This window comes from Paraburkholderia sp. MM5384-R2 (genome assembly GCF_014201025.1).
In the GTDB taxonomy this organism is placed as follows: Bacteria; Pseudomonadota; Gammaproteobacteria; order Burkholderiales; family Burkholderiaceae; genus Paraburkholderia; species Paraburkholderia tuberum.
Genome location: NZ_JACHDI010000008.1, coordinates 257,487 through 275,910, shown reverse-complemented (window position 1 = coordinate 275,910; position 18,424 = coordinate 257,487). Strand labels below are relative to the sequence as shown.

Sequence of the window (18,424 nt, the reverse complement as noted above, 5' to 3'; positions counted from 1 at the left end):
GCTGCCGCTTTCCGCCGGTTTTTGCCGCTTCCGATCGATAAAAGGCGTCATCATGTCCAACGCGTCAAGTTCTCCCCTCGCCCGTGCGGCGCTCGCCCATGTGTCCATCTGCGTGCCCACCTGCAATCGTCCCGACCTGCTGATCGAATGCGTCGACTCGTGTCTCGCGCAAAGCTATCCGCATGTCGAAATCGTGATTGGCGACGATTCGACGGACGCGCGCTCGCGGCAACTGATCTTGCAGCGTTACCGCGACGAGCCGCGCGTGCGCTACGAGAAGCACGAGCCGCCGCTTGGCCAGGCGCGCAATGTGTCGAGCCTGTTCGAGCGGGCGCGCGGCGACAAGATCCTGCTGATCCACGACGACGATCTGCTGACGAGCGACGCCGTCGACAAACTCGTGTCGTTATGGCAGCGCTATCCGCGGCTCGATGCGGCATTCGGTGCGCAATACGAAGCGGATCACGATGGCGCGATCGATCTCGCCGCGAGCGCGCGCCTGAACGAGGCGTTCCGGCGCACTCACGCCCGCGAGGGTCTCCAGCCGCTCGCGGGCCGCACCGGCCTGATCCAGATGTTTCCGAACAATGGCTGGATGGCCGACGCGCGGCTCGTCAAGCGGGTCGGCTACGACGCGCGGTATGGCGTCTGCTGCGACTACGTGTTCGGCACCGAGCTATGCCTGGCCGCGCGCGAGGTGTTTTATCTGCACGACTATGTGTCGGTGTATCGAAAGACCGCGACGTCGGTCTCGCACAGCACGCGCGGCACGAGCACGGCCGCAACGTTGAGCGCCTACGCGTTCGTGAAGTCGCTGCGTCTGCCGGCGCCGCTCGAACCGTCGCGACGGCAGGCGCTGCGGCGGCTCGTACCGATCGTGGTGTCGATTCACGCGAGAAACGGCGAGGCGCGCGCGGGCTGGCGCATCGCGCGCGCGCATCTGTTCGCCTACAACTACGGCTTTAGCGCGCGGCTTTACTACCATCTGCTGATGCTGGCGCGCGCGGCCTGGCGTGGCCGCCTGTCGATGCCGCGCGCCGCGGCCGATGCTGTCGCCGGCGTAGCGGCGACGCCTTCGATGGCGACGGTCGCGGCGGTTGGAGCGGCCACGGTGAATGAGGCCGCGAGGGTCGATGAGTTCGTCGACGATGGAACAGGCCGAGAGCTTGCGCGACCTGCTGCATGCGTGGGGGAGACGGATCGTCGTCAGTTGAGCGAAGCGCGCTGCTCCTCGCTTGCGGATTGACGCGCAAACGTCGATGCCATGAAAAACGGCGGCCCGGTTGCCCTGGACCGCCGCCTGAACGCTGCCATCGCGGCACGACGTTTCGCCGTGCCCGACTAGCGGTTCACGGCTCGTGCCGCAGATACCCCTCCGACGACGGATCGCGCATGCGCAGCGACACGATACCCGCGAGTGCGCACAGCGCCGTCACGTACCAGAAGAACATCGTCTCGACACCGGCGGACTTCAGCCACAGCGCGACATATTCCGCCGAGCCGCCAAAGATCGCATTGGCGAGCGCATACGACAGCCCTACGCCAAGCGCACGCACTTGCGGTGGAAACATTTCCGCCTTGATCAGGCCGCTGATCGACGTATAGAAGCTGACGATCGCGAGCGCCACCACGATCAACGCGAAGGCCGCATACGGGCTCGTCACGTCTTTCAGCGCATGCAGCAGCGGCACCGTGCCGAGGGTCGCGAACAGGCCGAAACACAGCATCGAGCGGCGCCGCCCGATGCGGTCCGACAATGCGCCGAACGCCGGCTGCATCAGCATGTAGACGAACAACGCGGCGGTCATCACCGAGCTCGCGGTCTTCGCGTGCATGCCGGCCGTGTTGACCAGGTACTTTTGCATGTAGGTGGTGAACGTATAGAAGATCAGCGAGCCGCCGGCCGTGAAGCCGAGCACCGTCATGAACGCGGTCTTGTGCTCCCACAGCCCGCGCAGCGTGCCCGCTTCCTTGCGCTGGCGCATCGCCGCGGTGGTGGTTTCATCAAGGGATTTACGCAGATAGAGCGCGATCAACGCGGCGAAGGCGCCAATCACGAACGGCACACGCCAGCCCCACGCCTTCAGCTCTTCGGTCGTCAGCGTCTGTTGCAGGGTCACGAGCACGAGCAGCGCGCACAGTTGGCCGCCGATCAGCGTGACATACTGGAACGACGCGAAAAAGCCACGCCGGCCCTTCAACGCGACTTCGCTCATATAGGTCGCGCTGGTGCCGTATTCGCCGCCCACCGACAGCCCCTGCAACAGCCGCGCGAGCAGCAGCAACGCCGGCGCGAGTGCGCCGATCTGCGCGTAGGTGGGCAGCATCGCGATCACCAGCGAGCCGCCGCACATCATGAATACCGACACCATCATCGCGGTGCGGCGACCACGTTTGTCGGCGAGCCGCCCGAAGAACCAGCCGCCAATCGGCCGCATCAGGAAGCCCGCGGCGAACACGCCGGCCGTGTTCAGCAACTGCGTGGTCGTGTTGCCGCTCGGGAAGAACGACGGCGCGAAGTAAAGCGCCGTGAACGAATACACATAGAAGTCGAACCACTCGACGAGATTGCCCGATGAAGCGCCGACGATTGCAAAAATGCGGCGCCGCGTGTCGTGCGCCGAGGCCACGACGTATTGTTCGGTTTGGTCGTTCATGCTGGTGTCTTTCCTTATTTAAACGAGGAGGACGGTCGTGGCGCCGCCTTGATGTCGCGCGCCCAGCCTGAGCGGCCGTCGCGGGTGCGCGAATTTTACATAAATGAAAGCACAGGAAGGTTTCTTGTCAGCGTGGCCTGATGAAAGCCCTGGGTCGGCCAGATTTGCGCACCAGAAGCACGAAGCCCCTGCCAGTTGGGGACTGGCAGGGGCTTGACGGGCGAGACGAACCGCTCAGGCGGGAGTCAGGCGGCGCTCATATTCTCACGGACGGCGGCATATACCGGCAGTCGTAGCGTTTTCTGACGGTACCGTTTTCGTCGACGCTCTCGAGGTACACGTCGAACTGCCACAAGCGCGCCATGTGCTTGAGCACCTCTTCGCTATCCGACGACAGGTGCCGGTTGTCGCTCATGAAATGCCGCAACGTCAGGCTGCGATCGCCGCGTGTATTGACGGCCCACACCTGAATGTTCGGCTCGCGGTGATGCATGTCGTACTGCCGCGACAACGCCTGGCGCACGTACTGGTAGCCGCTATCGTCGTGAATCGCCGAGACTTCGAGCGCGTCGCGCATGTCGTCGTCGAGCACCGAGAACAGGCGCATTTCGCGGATCAGATGCGGCGACAGATACTGCGCGATGAAGCTCTCGTCCTTGAAGTTGCGCATCGCGTAGTGCATCGCGGGCAGCCACGGACTGCCGGCCAGATTCGGAAACCACTTGCGGTCTTCGTCGGTCGGCGCTTCGCAGATGCGCCGGATATCGCTCATCATCGAAAAGCCCAGCGCATACGGATTGATGCCGCTGTAATACGGCTTCGTGACCGGCGGCTGATAGACGACGTTGCTGTGTGAATGGAGAAACTCCATCATGAAGCCGTCTTCGAGCTTGCCCTGGTTGTACATCGTATTGAGCAGCGTGTAGTGCCAGAACGTCGCCCAGCCTTCGTTCATCACCTGGGTCTGCCGCTGCGGATAGAAGTACTGACCGATCTTGCGCACGATGCGGATCACCTCGCGCTCCCACGCTTCGAGCAGCGGCGCGTTTTTCTCCGCGAAATACAGCAGGTTTTCCTGCGGCTCGGGCGGATAGCGCCCCTCGACCTCTTCGGGCAGCGGCGTATGGCGCGTGGGCAACGTGCGCCACAACTCGTTGACCTGCGACTGCAGATACGCCTCACGTTCGCGACGCGCGGCGAACTCCTTCTGGAGCGACAGCTTCTGCGGCCGCTTGTAGCGGTCCACGCCGTAGTTCATCAGCGCGTGGCACGAGTCGAGCAATTCCTCGACGCGATCGAGCCCATAGCGCTCCTCGCATTCCGCGATGTAGTTTTTCGCGTAGACGAGGTAGTCGATGATCGCGTGCGCGTCCGTCCATAAGCCGAACAGATAGTTGCCCTTGAAGAACGAGTTGTGACCGTAGGCCGCATGCGCGATGACGAGCGCCTGCATCGTCATCGTGTTCTCTTCCATCAGATAGGCGATGCAGGGGTTCGAATTGATGACGATTTCGTACGCGAGCCCCATCTGGCCGCGGCGATAGCTTTTTTCGGTAGCAAGGAAATGTTTGCCGAACGACCAGTGACGGTAGTTCACAGGCATGCCGACGGACGCATAGGCATCCATCATCTGTTCGGCGCTGATGAGTTCGAGCTGGATCGGATATACGTCGAGCTCGTATTGCTCCGCAACACGGGCAATATGCGAGTCGTACTCTTCGATCAATTCGAAGGTCCAGTCGGACGGGCACGGCAGAGGCCGTCTATCGGCTACGTTCATACGGACTTCCCTTTGCCCTCGTTGGGCGTTCCGGTGTGTCCCGTGCTGCAGCATCGCGGACTGCTCCGGCGTGAGCGGCTCCCGTGCTGGCCGCTCCTGCCTCGGCATGCCCCGACTGTCGCTGCGGCACGCCTTTGTTGCGCTGCGGCGCGATCATACGGCGGCTTAGCCCTTGTCGTACGAATCGCCGCGCGCTTCGTCGTTCAGGCGCTTCGTGCGCCACCAGTATCCCATCAAGAAGTCGCCGCCTGCTTCTCGAACAACTCGCGAAACACCGGATAAATATCGGCCGCGGTTTCGACCTTCTTCATCGCCATGTGCGGTTGCGACAGCGCCAGTTGCGCGTATTCGAGCCACAGATTCTGCTCTTCGGGCGTCACCTGAATATACGCGAAATACCGCACCTTCTCCAGGATGTCATCCGAGAGTATTTTGCGGCACTTCGGCGAGTCGTCGGTCCAGTTGTCGCCGTCGGAAGCCTGGGCGCCGTAAATGTTCCATTCAGTCGGCGAGTAGCGCTCGTCCATCACCTTGCGCATCAGTTCGAGCGCGCTCGACACCACGGTACCGCCGCTTTCGGTCGAGTGGAAGAACGTGTCTTCGTCGACTTCCTCGGCGCGCGTGTGGTGGCGGATGAACACGACTTCGATGCGCTCGTAGTTACGCTTCAGGAACAGGTACAGCAGGATGAAGAAGCGCTTCGCGAGATCCTTGCGCTGCTCGTCCATCGAACCGGACACGTCCATCAGACAGAACATCACCGCCTGGCTCGACGGCGTGGGCTGCTTCACGCGATTCACGTAGCGCAGATCGAACGGATCGATGAACGGGATCCGCCAGATGCGTCCTTTCAGATGGTGGATGTCGTCTTCGAGCAGCTTGATCTCGTCGCGGCGATCGGCGGGATCGGCCTTCAACTCTTCGAGCTGCCGCTCCATTTCGTGCAGTTGGTTGACGAGCGGCGCGCCGAGCGCGATGCGCCGGCCGAGCGCGCTGCGCAACGAGCGCACCACGTCGATATTGTTCGGCGTGCCCTCCGCGGCCCAGCCCGCGCGGACGCTTTTCCACGTCGGCACGGCCGTCAGATGGGTCTTGACGAGACGCGGCAGTTCGAGGTCGTCGAAGAAATACTGCATGAACTCTTCGCGGCTCAGCTCGAACACGAAGTCGTCCTGACCCTCGCCCTCGTTGCTGGCCTGACTGCCTCCGCCGCCGCCACCGCCGCCTTGCGGGCGCTGGATCTTGTCCCCGCGGATGTAGTCCGAGTTGCCGGGATGCACCATCTCGCGCCGGCCGCCCGGTCCATGACGGAACGACGGCTCCGCGATGTCCTTGCGCGGAATGGTGATGCTCTGGGTGTTCTGGATGTCCTTGATGCTGCGATCGCGCACCGCCTCCGAAACGGCACGACGAATATAGTTTTTGACGCGGCGCAAAAAGCGCTCACGGTTCGCAATACTCTTGTTCTTGCCTGCCAACCTGCGGTCGATGATTTGATGAAGCACGCCCGGTCTCCCGTCCATGCAACCGCGATTCCCTGCGGCCGCACTAATATTTCGGGTGCGCGAGACGCCCGCCGCGCAGTGCAATGCTATGCGGCTTGCGCCTCGCCGGTTGCCCGTACGGTCGAACCGTACGGGCGGCACACCATGAGTATCATGCGCGCATCATGACGACTTGCGCACGCGCAGATACCAGTCGCACAGCAAGCGCACCTGCTTCGGCGTATAGCCCTTCGCCACCATGCGATTGACGAAGTCTTCATGCTTGCGCTGCTCTTCGGCCGAGCCTTTCGCGTTGAACGAGATCACCGGCAACAGCTCTTCCGTGTTCGAGAACATCTTCTTTTCGATCACGACGCGCAGCTTCTCGTAGCTGATCCACGCGGGGTTCTTGCCCGCATTCGCGGCCCGCGCACGCAGCACGAAATTCACGATCTCGTTGCGGAAGTCCTTCGGATTGCTGATGCCCGCGGGCTTCTCGATCTTCTCCAGCTCGGCGTTCAACGCGGCACGGTCGAAGCTTTCGCCGGTGTCGTGGTCGCGGAACTCCTGATCCTGGATCCAGAAGTCCGCATACGTGACATAGCGGTCGAAGATGTTCTGACCGTACTCGGAGTACGACTCCAGGTACGCGGTCTGAATCTCCTTGCCGATGAACTCCGCATAGCGCGACGCGAGCACGTCCTTGATGAAGGACAGATACTTCTGCTCGGTTTCCGGCGGGAACTGCTCGCGTTCGATCTGCTGTTCGAGCACGTACATCAGATGCACCGGATTGGCCGCGACCTCGGTCGAGTCGAAGTTGAACACGCGCGACAGAATCTTGAACGCGAAGCGGGTCGACACGCCGGTCATGCCTTCGTCGACGCCCGCGAAGTCGCGATACTCCTGATACGACTTCGCCTTCGGGTCCGTGTCCTTCAGATTCTCGCCGTCGTAGACCTGCATCTTCGAGAACAGGCTCGAGTTCTCCGGCTCGTGCAAACGCGTGAGCACGGACAACTGCCCCATCATCTTCAGCGTGCCCGGCGCGCAGACCGCGTTGGCGAGCGACGAGTTGCGCAGCAGCTTCTCGTAAATCTTGACCTCTTCGCTATAGCGCAGGCAGTACGGCACCTTGACGACGAAGATCCGGTCGAGCAGTGCCTCGTTGTTGCGGTTGTTGCGGAATGCCTTCCATTCCGATTCGTTCGAGTGAGCGAGGATGATGCCGTCGAACGGAATCGCGCCGAAGCCTTCCGTGCCCTTGAAGTTGCCTTCCTGGGTCGCCGTGAGCAGCGGGTGCAACACCTTGATCGGCGCCTTGAACATTTCGACGAACTCGAGCAGGCCCTGATTGGCGAGGCACAGGCCGCCCGAGTAGCTGTACGCGTCGGCATCGTCCTGCGCGTACTGTTCGAGCTTGCGGATGTCGACCTTGCCGACCAGCGACGAAATGTCCTGATTGTTCTCGTCGCCCGGTTCGGTCTTCGAGATGGCGATCTGGCGAAGGATCGACGGATAGCGGCGCACCACGCGGAACTTGCGGATGTCGCCGTTGTACTCGTGCAGGCGCTTGACCGCCCACGGACTCAGAATGCCTCGCAGGTAGCGACGAGGAATGCCATATTGCTCTTCGAGGATCGGACCGTCTTCCTCGTAGTCGAACAGACCGAGCGGCGATTCGTTGACGGGCGAGCCCTTGATGGCATAGAACGGCACGCGTTCCATCAATTGCTTCAGACGTTCCGCGATCGACGACTTGCCGCCGCCGACCGGTCCTAACAGATACAGGATCTGCTTCTTTTCTTCGAGCCCCTGGGCCGAATGCCGGAAGTAGGCGACCACCTGCTCGATCACCTCTTCCATTCCGTAGAATTCACGGAATGCGGGGTATACCTTGATGACCTTGTTCGCGAAGATACGCGATAAACGCGGATCGTTGCGAGTGTCGATCTGTTCCGGTTCTCCGATTGCCGTCAACATGCGTTCGCCCGCAGTGGCGTACGCGGCGGGATTGTCTTTGCAGAGCGCGAGATACTCCTCGAGCGAGAGTTCGTCCTCCCGTGTTTTCTCGAAGCGGGTCGCGAAACTGCTGTAGATATCCATGCTACCTCCTCGCCGAAGTCTGGGGCGATGTCGTGCGCGGCGCGCTATTCGGAAACGACATCGCTCGAATTCATCCTAAACCCTTTTAAATTTTTTTTCACGGACTACGTTGCGAAAATCGCGCCGTAACCGCCACGCTACAATCCTCACCTGGAAACAGAGATTCGACCACCTACAATTTTTTTTACTCGTGCAGCACACCAATCACATCATCTGCTGCCCCGCTGTATCGCTACTTTCTTCAGCACCGCATCGCTATTCAGTGCTCCTGCAGGACTTCGCCGGACCGCTGCATCGCGTCAAGTCACCACGTTGCTATTGCACATCCCGTACCCGCACCGTCGACCCTCCATCGAAATGCGGCTGTCTGCGCACGCACACTTCGTCACCAAAGGCATGCACGTGACGAACTCGCGGCGCTCTCATAGGTATACGGAAGGACGCGGCAAAGTTGCAACAAATGCATTCGAACAGGTTGACGATTCAAAGACTGCCACCGTTTCAAATTCGCCAAAATAAAAACGGCTGCACGCGGGCAGCCGTTTGGAATCAAGCGTTGTAATTTGCGGTTACAAGCGCCGCAGCATCGATCAGGTCAGTTCAATTTCCACTTCACCCAATCCGTCGATATGACCACGCACGATGCCGGGTTCGTCGATCTTGTGCGCGCCGACGTATGAACCGGTGGTCAAGGTCCAGTTGCGCTCGATCGTGATGCCCATCGCCGCGCAATGGTTGACGAACCACACGAGCAGCTCGCGCGGATCGCCTGCCGGATTGCCGGTCACTTCCGGTATCAGCGAGCGGCCGTTGAAACTCAGCTCCAGTTCCGGCGACACGAAGTCGAAGCCGCGCGCGAGGCTCGCATAGGCGGCCGGATGGCCGGTGATCAGCGCGCCGTTGTTCTGCGCGTCGGCCAACTGCGCGAGCGGCGCGACGTTCGGCCATTCGGCGAAGCGGCTGTCGACGATCTCGATGGCCGGCAGCACGGCGCCGACCTTCGACAGTACCTCGTCGCGCGCATACGCCTGAGCGCGCGGCTCGATCGTCACGTCGAAGCGAAACGCGATCTCGAGCTCCACCAGCACGCGAAAGAAGCCGTCATGCGCGAGCCTCGCTGGCGACGGCATCACCAGCGAGGCCGGAATCGGTGCGCCCGACGCGGCGCCGCCCGGCGACTTCGCGCCGATCTTCCACGCGCCGGTCGACTCGCCGAGGCCCACGATCACCGCCTGCTGGATCGCGTAGGCGGTCGCCGCGTCGGGCGGCAGGCTGTCGGGTGCGGGCGCGTCGATCGGCCGGCGCTGCCGGCGTGCCTCGACGAGGCGTTGCGCAAGATCGTATCGCGTCATGTCGGTTCTTTGTGGCTGGCGCATGGCAGGGTTCGCAGGACGTAGCAATATGTGGGAACCACCTGTTGGAGGTGCGGGCAGCCGCGCGCCGCGCAAACGGATCGGGGCCGTGCCCGTCAATGTACCGGATCGCGACACACGCCGGTGAAAGGCGGCGGCGCGCAAACGTTAATTCTTGCCGGAGCTGAAAAAAACCGCGCATGGGGTGTCCAGGCGCGGCTTTTCGCGAAGCGATCGTCGCGGGTGCGACGCGGATGCCGGACAGCTAGCGAACGGGAACGGGAACGGCTGTTGCGCCCAACGGCGCGTCTCGACTCACCTGACGCACGACAGCGCCGCTGCCCATGTACACCTGATCCGAGCCAGCTCAGAAGGTCTCCCAATCCCGATCGCTGCCGGCCGTCGCCGCGGACCTGGCCGGCGCGCGCGTGGGCGTGGAGGCGGCCGCTACCGGCGGCGCGACAGCGGCCGCGGCCGGGATCGATGACTTCGCCGGCAACGCCGCCTGCGCCGTCGCCGGCGTGAGCTTGCGTGCGCGTGTAGCGACCGGGCTCGTGGACACCGGGCGCTTCGGCGCAGCAAGCGCCGACGCCGCTTCGTGACCGCCACGGCCGCTGTCGTCGACCTGGAACACCGCGACCGCGCTGCGCAGCCGCGCCGCCTGCTCTTCGAGCGACGACGCGGCGGCGGCCGCTTCCTCGACGAGCGCCGCATTCTGCTGCGTGACCTCGTCCATCTGCGTGACCGCGCGCGCGACCTGGTCGATGCCGCCGCTCTGCTCCTCCGACGCCGCCGCGATCTCGCCCATGATGTCGGTCACGCGCTGCACCGCGCCGATGATTTCGCTCATCGTGCGGCCGGCCTCGTCGACGAGCGCCGAGCCCGACTGCACGCGCTCGACCGACGTATCGATCAGCTCCTTGATCTCCTTGGCCGCCGCCGACGAACGCTGCGCGAGGCTGCGCACTTCGCCCGCGACGACCGCGAAGCCGCGCCCCTCCTCGCCGGCGCGCGCCGCCTCGACGGCTGCGTTCAACGCGAGGATGTTGGTCTGGAAGGCAATGCCTTCGATGATCGAGATGATGTCGGCGATCTTCGCCGAGCTCTGGTTGATGTCGCCCATCGTGCCGACCACCTGGCCGACCACCGCGCTACCCTTGTTGGCGATCTCGGACGCGTTGGCCGCGAGCGCGCTCGCCTGGCGCGCGTTGTCGGCATTCTGCCGCACCGTGCCGGTCAGCTGCTCCATGCTCGAGGCGGTTTCCTGCAGCGCCGACGCCTGCTCCTCGGTCCGCGACGACAGGTCGATGTTGCCCGCCGCGATCTGGCGCGTTGCGGTCGCGATCGACTCGCTACCGCCGCGCACGCTGCGCACCGTTTCGGTGAGGCTGCGCTGCATTCTGGCGATTCCTTCGAGCAGTTGCCCCATTTCGTCGCGCGATGTCGCGATCACCGGACGACGCAGATCGCCGGCCGCAATCGCATCGAAGTGGCCGAGCGCCTCCTCGAGCGGACGCGCAATCGAGCGGCTCAGCGTCAGATACGACAGCGCCGCCGCCAGCACGCCGACCACCAGCGCGCCGATGCTGACCACGCGGAACGTCTGGAAACTGCTCTGCGCGGAGTCGTAGCCCTGCCTGGCCGAATCGAACTGGTATTTGCGCAGCGCGTCGTCGGCGCCGACGAGGTCGTTGAAGACGACCTGCAGATTCTTCGCGTGCTCGACCAGCTTGCCCTGATCGTTCGCCGTGATCGTCGCGGCGAACGTTTCGAGTTGCTGATGCAGCGCGTTGCGCTTCGCGGCGACGTCCTGCGCAAGCCGGTCTTCGTCCGCGTTGCGTGGCAGATCGAGATATTTTTTCCACCACATGTCGGACGTGCCCCCGAGCATGCGCCCGCGCTCGATGGTGGTGGCCGCTTCCGGTGTGCCGACCAGGAACGCGGCGCGGTCGAGCGCGAGTCGTTCGCGCGCCGCGTAGATTTCCGCGTTGCCGATGTTCACCGCGCCCGGCATCGCGTTGGTGAACGTGTCCTCATAGGCGTCGTTCGAACGGCTCATGCCGAACAGACCGAAAACGCCGATCGCAACCAGCAACGCGGCGAGGAACGCCATCATCAGGCCAATTCGCGCCTTGATCGTGATGCCTTTATTCAACATGCTTGGTCCTGTGTGCTGTACTCAATGAGAGGCTGCTGCGTACGCAGCGTGGGAACGGCGTGTGTTGGGTCCGGCGCTTTTTTGACAGAGCGCTCTAATTTCCGTTTACGGCAGCGCACTCATAGACTTGAAGCATTTAAAAGGTATGAACAAAGACGTTGTAAGACGTTGAAAACAAGTTGACTGGAAATGAGTGTGTTCGCGGCGCGCGGGGAAACGCGGCGATATTCGTCAAAGCACGATTTTTGACGTTTTGGCGGCGGGAATGGGTGGAGATGCGAGCCGTTCGGAGTCGGCCGAAGCGATGGCAGGACAGTTCGATCAGGCAGCGTGCGCGGTGCCAATGCCGCCGCGGCATCAGTCCAATGCGTCGACCTCGGAGCGCGTCGGAATCGATGGCTGTGCGCCCGCGCGCGTCACCGATAGCGCGGCGGCGCGCTGCGCGAAGCGGATCGCCGCATCGACGCTCGCGCCCTGCGCGAGCTGCGCCGCGAAGCCGCCGATGAAGGTGTCGCCGGCCGCGGTCGTGTCGACCGCCTCGACGCGCGGCGCGTCGTACAGCGTCGCGGCCGCGCCTTCGAGCGACGCATGCACGCCGCGCGCACCGAGCGTGACCAGCACGTTGCGCGCGCCGGCCGCGCGCAATGCGGCGGCGGCCCGTGCGGCGTCCTCGGGCGAGTCGACGGGGAGACCGCTCAGCGCGGCGGCTTCGAGTTCGTTCGGAATCAGGTAGTCGATCAGCGGCAGCCAGTCGGCCGGCAACGGGCCGGTGGCGGGCGCCGGATTCAGGATCACGGTCTTGCCGAGCCGCCGCGCCGCCGCCAGCGCCGCGCGCACCGATTCGGGCGGGGTTTCGAGCTGACAGATCACGACGTCGGCGGCGGCGAGCGTCGCTTCGTGTCGCGCGATGGTGGCCGGCGTGAGCTCGCCGTTGCTGCCCGCGACGATCACGATCGTGTTCTGGCTCGCATCGTCGACGACGATCAGCGCAACACCGCTCGGCTGCCTGCCGGTTTCGAGCGCGGCGCAGTCGATGCGCTCCGCTTCGAGGCCCGCGCGCAGCTGCGCGCCATTCGCATCGGCACCGACGCAGCCGAGCATCGACACCTGCGCGCCGAGCCGCGCGGCCGCGACCGCCTGGTTGCCGCCCTTGCCGCCCGCGACCTGCGCGAAGCCGCGGCCGGCCAGCGTCTCGCCCGGTTGGGGCAGGCGTGGCGAACGCACCACGAGGTCCATGTTCAGACTACCGACCACCGTGACGCGTGCGCGCGTCGGGTTGCTTGCCACTCGAGTGTCCTCCGTTGCGCGACGGGTCGCGTCGCTATTGCGCGGGCGTCCTTCGAGCGCCCCTCATGCGTCCTTGATCCGGCGCATCAGGCCGCCAGATCCCGCCGTTTCTCGCCCGCCCATGTCGCGGTGGACTCCCGCACGATCAGCCGCGGCGACACCACGCGGCGGCGCGCAGGCGCCCGCGCGGTGCTGTTCGACGACGCCTCGGCGATCCGGTCGATCAGCGTCTGCGCGGCCGTGTCGCCAAGCGCGCGCACCGACTGTCCGACCGTCGACAGCGACGGGAACGTGAAGCGGCCCAGCTCGATATCGTCGAAACCGATGATCGAGCAATCGCGCGGCACGCTGATATTGCGCTCCGCCGCCGCGCGCAACGCGCCGATGCCCATCATGTCGTTGCCCGCGAAAATCGCCGACGGCCTGACCGTATCGAACAGCTGCGCGGCCGCGCGATGTCCGCCCGTCCCCGAAAAATCGCTTTCGACGATCGCATCGGCCGGAATCTCGATGCCACGCTCGGCCATCGCGCGAATGAAGCCGTGCACCCGCATCGCGCTGACCGCAGTCTGCACCGGCCCCGTGATGCAACCGATCCGCACATGCCCGAGCTCGAGCAGATGACGGGTGGCCAGATATGCGCCCTTCTCGTGATCGATCTGCACGAGGTCCGCGCTGACTCCCTCGATGTTGCGGTCCACCACCACCAGCGGCTCGCGCGCGTCGGCGAGCGCCTGCGCGAGCACGGCGTCGTCGCCGGCCGACGCGACGATCAAGCCGTCGATGCGTTTTTCCTGCAGCACGCGCAGATAGTTGCGCTGCTTAGCGGGGTCATCGTCGGAGTTGCAGAAGAACACGCAGTAGCCATTGCGCGCGCAGCCATCCTCGATGCCGCGCGCGAGCTCCGCGAAATACGGGTTCGTGCTGTTCGGCACCACCAGTCCGATCGTCGCGGTCGCGCGCGCCTTCAGCGAGCGCGCGACCGCCGACGGCACATAGTGCAGTTGACGGATCGCGTGCTCGACTTTCGCGCGCGCATCGGCCGACACCGGCCGCGAGTTGTTCACGACGTGCGATACCGTCGTGAACGACACGCCCGCCACCGCCGCTACATCCTTGATCGTCGTCATAACCTGTTGCTCTCCTGTCGAACGGAGTTAGCGCTTCAGCGCTTACTTCGATCCCATGCAGTTTCATCGCGGTCGAACGGAGTTAGCGCTTCAGCGCTTACTCCGGTCCCATGCAGTTTCATCGCGGTCGAACGGAGCTAGCGCTTCAGCGCTTACTCCGGTCCCATGCAGTCATTCATCGTTGCGCGGCGGCTCCCACCTCAGGCGCGTTTGCGACGGCTGCGGTACGTATCGAGCACCACCGACACCACGATCACCGCGCCGGTGATCATGCGCTTGGTCGGCTCGTTCGCGCCGATCTGCGCGAGGCCCGCCGCCAGCACCGAAATGATCAGCACGCCAAAGAACGTGCTGATAACCGAACCACGCCCGCCCATCAGACTCGTGCCGCCGATCACGACCGCCGCGATCACCTGCAGCTCCAGGCCGACACCCGCATTCGGATCGGCCGCCTCGAGCCGCGAGATCTGGAACAGCGCCGCGAGTCCGGACAGCGCGCCCATCAGCGCGAACACGATCACCTTGTACGGCCGCGGATTGACGCCCGCGAGCCGCACCGCTTCCTCGTTGGTGCCGATCCCGACCAGATAGCGCCCGAACACCGTGCGCGTCAGCACCAGCTGCGCGATCACCATCACCGCGACCGCGATCAGAAAGGCCGGCGAGATGCCAAGCGCGATCGGGTTCGACAGAAAATCGAATGCATCGCCGATATACGCAGTGCGCGAATTGGTCATCTGATACGCCATGCCGCGCGCCGCCTCGAGCACGCCGAGCGACACGATGAACGACGGAATTCGCCAGCCCACCGTCACCGCGCCGGTCACGGTGCCGGTCAGCGCCGCGACCGCGACCCCGAGCAGCGCGCCGGCAGCTGGCCCCCAGCCCCACTTCAGCGTCACCACGCTGACCACCGACGCCCCGAGCGCGAGCACCGAGCCCACCGACAGATCGATCCCCGCGATGATCAGCACGAAGGTCATGCCGACCGACATCACGACGAGATCCGGAATCTGGTTCGCGATCGTGCTGAACGTGTCGTAGGTCAGAAAGTGCGAACTCAGCAGCGAGAACAGCACGATCATCGCGAGCAGCGCGCCGGCGAGGCCCAGGTAGTTCGAAAAGCCGAGCCGCGTGCCGGCCGGCTTGCCGCTCGCGAGCGGCGCCGACGGGTCGGCGGGCGGCGTCACGGCGGGCGCGTCCGGCGCACCGCCTTGCTTGCCGTCCTGCTGGCCGTCCTGCTGGCCGCCCAAATGGCCGTCCTGTTTGACACCCGCCGCCTCGCGCCACGATTGATCGGTCATCACAGACTCCCTGCTTCGTTGACGCCGTGCGTGTGCAGCAGCGCGTCACGGCCGCGGTAGCCGGCGAACGCAGCCGCGAGCAGCGCATCCTGGCTCCAGCTCGCGCGCTCGAACACGCCTGTCATGCTGCCCGCCGACATCACGCCGATCCGGTCGCAGATCAGCATCAGTTCGCGCAGATCGCTCGACACCACGACGAGCGCGCGGCCGTCGCGAGCGAGCGCGCCCATCAGGCCGTAAATATCGAACTTCGCGCCGACGTCGATGCCGCGCGTCGGTTCGTCGAACAACAGCACGCGGCAGTCGCGCGCGAGCCAGCGGCCGATCACGACCTTCTGCTGGTTGCCGCCCGACAACTCGCCGACAACCTGCGCGGGCCCCGAGCTGCGAATCCGCATCGCGGCGATCTGCTTGTGCGCCAGCGCGTTCTCGCGCTTCGCGTCGACGAGGCCGTGCCGCGCGACGCTGCCGAGATTGCCGAGCGACAGATTGGCCGCGATCGGTTGCGGCAGCAGCAGGCCTTCGCCCTTGCGGTCTTCGGTGATCAGCGCGATACCCGCGCGTACCGCGTCCGCCGGCGAGTCGATTCGCACCGGCGTAGGCGGCGCGCCCGGCGTCGCGGCGAGCGACACGCTGCCGCCGTCCTTGCGGTCGGCGCCGTAGATGAGCCGCATCAGCTCGGTGCGGCCCGCGCCGATCAGTCCGCTCACACCGAAAATCTCGCCCGCGCGCACCTCGAACGACACGTCGCGCACGACCTTGCCGCGCGCGAGCCGCTCCACTTTCAGGAGCGGCGCGCCGATGTTGCGCTCGCCGAGATCGATATGCTCGCCGAGCTCGCGGCCGACCATCCACGTGACGATCTGCTCGCTCGTCAGGTTCGCCATCGCGTCGACATGCACGAGGCGGCCGTCGCGCAGCACCGCGACCCGTTCGGCGACCCGCGCCAGCTCTTCGAGCCGGTGCGAGATATAGACGAGCGCGACGCCGCGAGCCTTGAGCCGCCCGATCTGCTCGAACAGCAGATCGACCTCGCGCGCGGTCAGCATCGCGGTCGGCTCGTCGAGGATCAGCACGCGGCAGTCGTCGATCAGGTTGCGGGCGATCTCGACCATCTGCTGATGACCGATGCCCAGTTCGCCGACCAGCGTGTCGGGATCGATCGCGTCGAGCCCGACCTGCGCCATCGCCTCGCGCGCGTTCTCGCGCAGCTTGCCGCGATCGATCCAGCCAAAGCTGAACGCGCCCGCACGCGGCAGCCGGTTCAGGAACAGGTTCTCGGCGACCGACAGCGTAGGCAGCAGATTCAACTCCTGCATGACCATGCGCACGCCGAGCGCCTCGGCCTCGGTGCGGCTCACGGGCGCGTACGGCGCGTCGGCAAGCCGCATCGTGCCCGCGCTCGCTTCGACGAGCCCGCCGATGATCTTCGACAGCGTGCTCTTGCCCGCGCCGTTCTCGCCGGTCAACGCCAATACCTCGCCCGCTCGCAGCGACAGCGATACGTCGGCGAGCACGGGTTCGGCATAGGTCTTGCCGATGCCGCTGACGCTCAGTACGACAGGCAAGGCGTCGTGGTCGGTCGAATCCATCGCGCTCCTGGTTGCATGGCGCTTCTGGCGCCTTCGTGGCGCCCCACTACGCGGAATGCACAGCTGCTCATGGCCGCGCTCCCTCTCACCACACGAGCCGCCGTCATGACGCTTATCTCTGGGATTAACGGCGGTGCGGCGGGATTCTTGAGCGTTCGTTGAATAAAAGCGGATCGCTGGGTGGTGGTTTGCCTCTAAAACACGCTATCCATAATTCGTGGTGATTTTTGCGGCTTCCCGTGCGTTTTTCCGGCTGCGCCCGGCTCGTGCTTCACGCCGGGCGCGGCGCGCTTACTTCAGGGTCTCCTTCGTCACCAGAACGACCGGCGTTTCGACGACGCCCGACAGTTGCGACTGCTTCCTGTTTTCGCTCAATGCCTTCAACGCGGTATCGATCCCGAACACGGCCTGCTTCGCCGCGAACTGGTCGGCGGTGGCGAGCACGCGGCCGTCCTTCAGCATCGGATGGATCGCGTTGATGTTGTCGTAGCCGACCACCAGCACCTTGCCCTGCTTGCCGGCCGCGCGCACGGCCGACACCGCGCCGATCGCCATGTTGTCGTTGCCGGCGAGCAGCGCCTTCAGGTTCGGATACTCGTTGAGCATCGCCGATGCGACCGCGTTGCCCTTGTCGATTTCCCACTCGCCCGACTGCACCGACACGACTTTCGCGCCGACTGCCTGCATCGCGTCCTTGAAGCCCGCGGTACGCTGCTGCGCGTTGGTGGTGGTCGACACGCCTTCGAGGATGCCGACCTCGTCGCCGGCCTTCAGGCGCTTCGCGAGGTAGTCACCGACGAGCCGCGCGCCCTTGCGATTGTCGGGGCCGACGAACGGCACGTTCAGGTCTTTCGACTTCAGCACGTCCGGATCGAGCCGGTTGTCGATGTTGACGACGATGATGCCCGCGTCGACCGCCTTCTTGACGACCGGCACCAGCGCCTTCGAATCGGCCGGCGCGAGCACGATCGCGTCGACCTTCGACACGATCATCTGCTCGACGATGCGGATCTGGCTGGCGGTGTCGGTTTCGTCCTTGATGCCGTTGGTGATCAGGTCGAACTTGCCGGGGTTCTGCTTCTGATAGTCTTTCGCCCCGGTCTCCATGGTCAGGAAGAACTCGTTGGCGAGCGACTTCATCACGAGCGCGACTTTCGGCTTATGAGCCGGGGCGTTCTGCGCGTGGGCGGCGGAAAAAGGCAGGACGGCGGAGGCGGTGGCGAGAACTGCGGCGGCAAGAATGCGACGACGGGTTCGATGGCTCATGCGTATCTCCAAGGTTGTCAGGCTCGCGGGCGAGCCGTATTTTTTGTGATGCGCAAACGTTTGCGAGGCCCATTCTCAGCGCAAGCTCTTCGGAATGTCAACGATTCGCGCTGTTGCAACGCACCGGCGCGCAACATCTGCGGCGCCGCAATGCGCACGATCGATCCGGGCAGCGTGTGGCAAGGTTCCCTCGCTCAGTTCGTGCAGTCGGTGACGCCTGTGCGTCGCGCGCGGCGCGACCCACAGGCCGCTTATGCTGGCCTGGTATCGCGCGCGCCGCAAGCGAAACCCCGAGGAAATTGAACGGT

General features: G+C 64.5%; 12 protein-coding genes. 1 reads left to right on the top strand and 11 read right to left on the bottom strand.

Annotated features, from left to right (window positions below; all coding sequences use genetic code 11):
• Positions 1–52 precede the first annotated feature (52 nt).
• Complete coding sequence (locus HDG37_RS16205; RefSeq protein WP_260334882.1) at positions 53–1,246, top strand: glycosyltransferase family 2 protein; 1,194 nt, start codon at positions 53–55, stop codon at positions 1,244–1,246.
• 103 nt (positions 1,247–1,349) lie between these two features.
• On the opposite strand, the gene HDG37_RS16200 is transcribed toward HDG37_RS16205, so the two are convergent.
• From HDG37_RS16200 to HDG37_RS16150, 11 genes are all read right to left on the bottom strand, one after another.
• On the bottom strand, positions 1,350–2,657 hold the full coding sequence (locus HDG37_RS16200; RefSeq protein ID WP_184049339.1) for an MFS family transporter: 1,308 nt from the start codon (positions 2,655–2,657) through the stop codon (positions 1,350–1,352).
• A 256-nt stretch (positions 2,658–2,913) separates the two neighbouring features.
• The gene (locus HDG37_RS16195; protein ID WP_184049337.1) at positions 2,914–4,437 is read right to left on the bottom strand and encodes a SpoVR family protein; all 1,524 of its coding nucleotides are present in this window, start codon (positions 4,435–4,437) and stop codon (positions 2,914–2,916) included.
• A 233-nt stretch (positions 4,438–4,670) separates the two neighbouring features.
• Positions 4,671–5,942 (bottom strand): YeaH/YhbH family protein, encoded by a 1,272-nt coding sequence (locus HDG37_RS16190; protein WP_184049335.1) that lies wholly within the window; start codon positions 5,940–5,942, stop codon positions 4,671–4,673.
• Between the two features lie 162 nt (positions 5,943–6,104).
• Entirely contained in the window at positions 6,105–8,027 is a 1,923-nt protein-coding gene (locus tag HDG37_RS16185) for a PrkA family serine protein kinase (protein ID WP_184022724.1), read from the bottom strand.
• Positions 8,028–8,617: 590 nt separating this feature from the next.
• Positions 8,618–9,379 (bottom strand): 2-keto-4-pentenoate hydratase, encoded by a 762-nt coding sequence (locus HDG37_RS16180; protein WP_184049333.1) that lies wholly within the window; start codon positions 9,377–9,379, stop codon positions 8,618–8,620.
• Between the two features lie 367 nt (positions 9,380–9,746).
• Positions 9,747–11,537: a methyl-accepting chemotaxis protein gene (locus HDG37_RS16175; RefSeq protein WP_184049331.1), complete on the bottom strand. Its 1,791-nt coding sequence runs from the start codon at positions 11,535–11,537 to the stop codon at positions 9,747–9,749.
• 357 nt (positions 11,538–11,894) lie between these two features.
• Positions 11,895–12,824 (bottom strand): ribokinase, encoded by a 930-nt coding sequence (rbsK, locus tag HDG37_RS16170; protein ID WP_184049329.1) that lies wholly within the window; start codon positions 12,822–12,824, stop codon positions 11,895–11,897.
• Positions 12,825–12,910: 86 nt separating this feature from the next.
• Positions 12,911–13,954 carry a LacI family DNA-binding transcriptional regulator gene (locus tag HDG37_RS16165; RefSeq protein ID WP_184049327.1) on the bottom strand — a complete coding sequence of 348 codons (1,044 nt, stop codon included), beginning with the start codon at positions 13,952–13,954 and terminating at the stop codon, positions 12,911–12,913.
• Between the two features lie 200 nt (positions 13,955–14,154).
• Positions 14,155–15,258: an ABC transporter permease gene (locus tag HDG37_RS16160; RefSeq protein WP_184049325.1), complete on the bottom strand. Its 1,104-nt coding sequence runs from the start codon at positions 15,256–15,258 to the stop codon at positions 14,155–14,157.
• Positions 15,258–16,850, bottom strand: a complete 1,593-nt coding sequence (locus tag HDG37_RS16155) for a sugar ABC transporter ATP-binding protein (protein ID WP_184049323.1) — start codon at positions 16,848–16,850, stop codon at positions 15,258–15,260. Before HDG37_RS16155 ends, HDG37_RS16160 begins: the two co-directional genes overlap by 1 nt.
• A gap of 291 nt (positions 16,851–17,141) precedes the next feature.
• Complete coding sequence (locus HDG37_RS16150) at positions 17,142–18,116, bottom strand: sugar ABC transporter substrate-binding protein (protein WP_184049321.1); 975 nt, start codon at positions 18,114–18,116, stop codon at positions 17,142–17,144.
• Positions 18,117–18,424 lie beyond the last annotated feature (308 nt).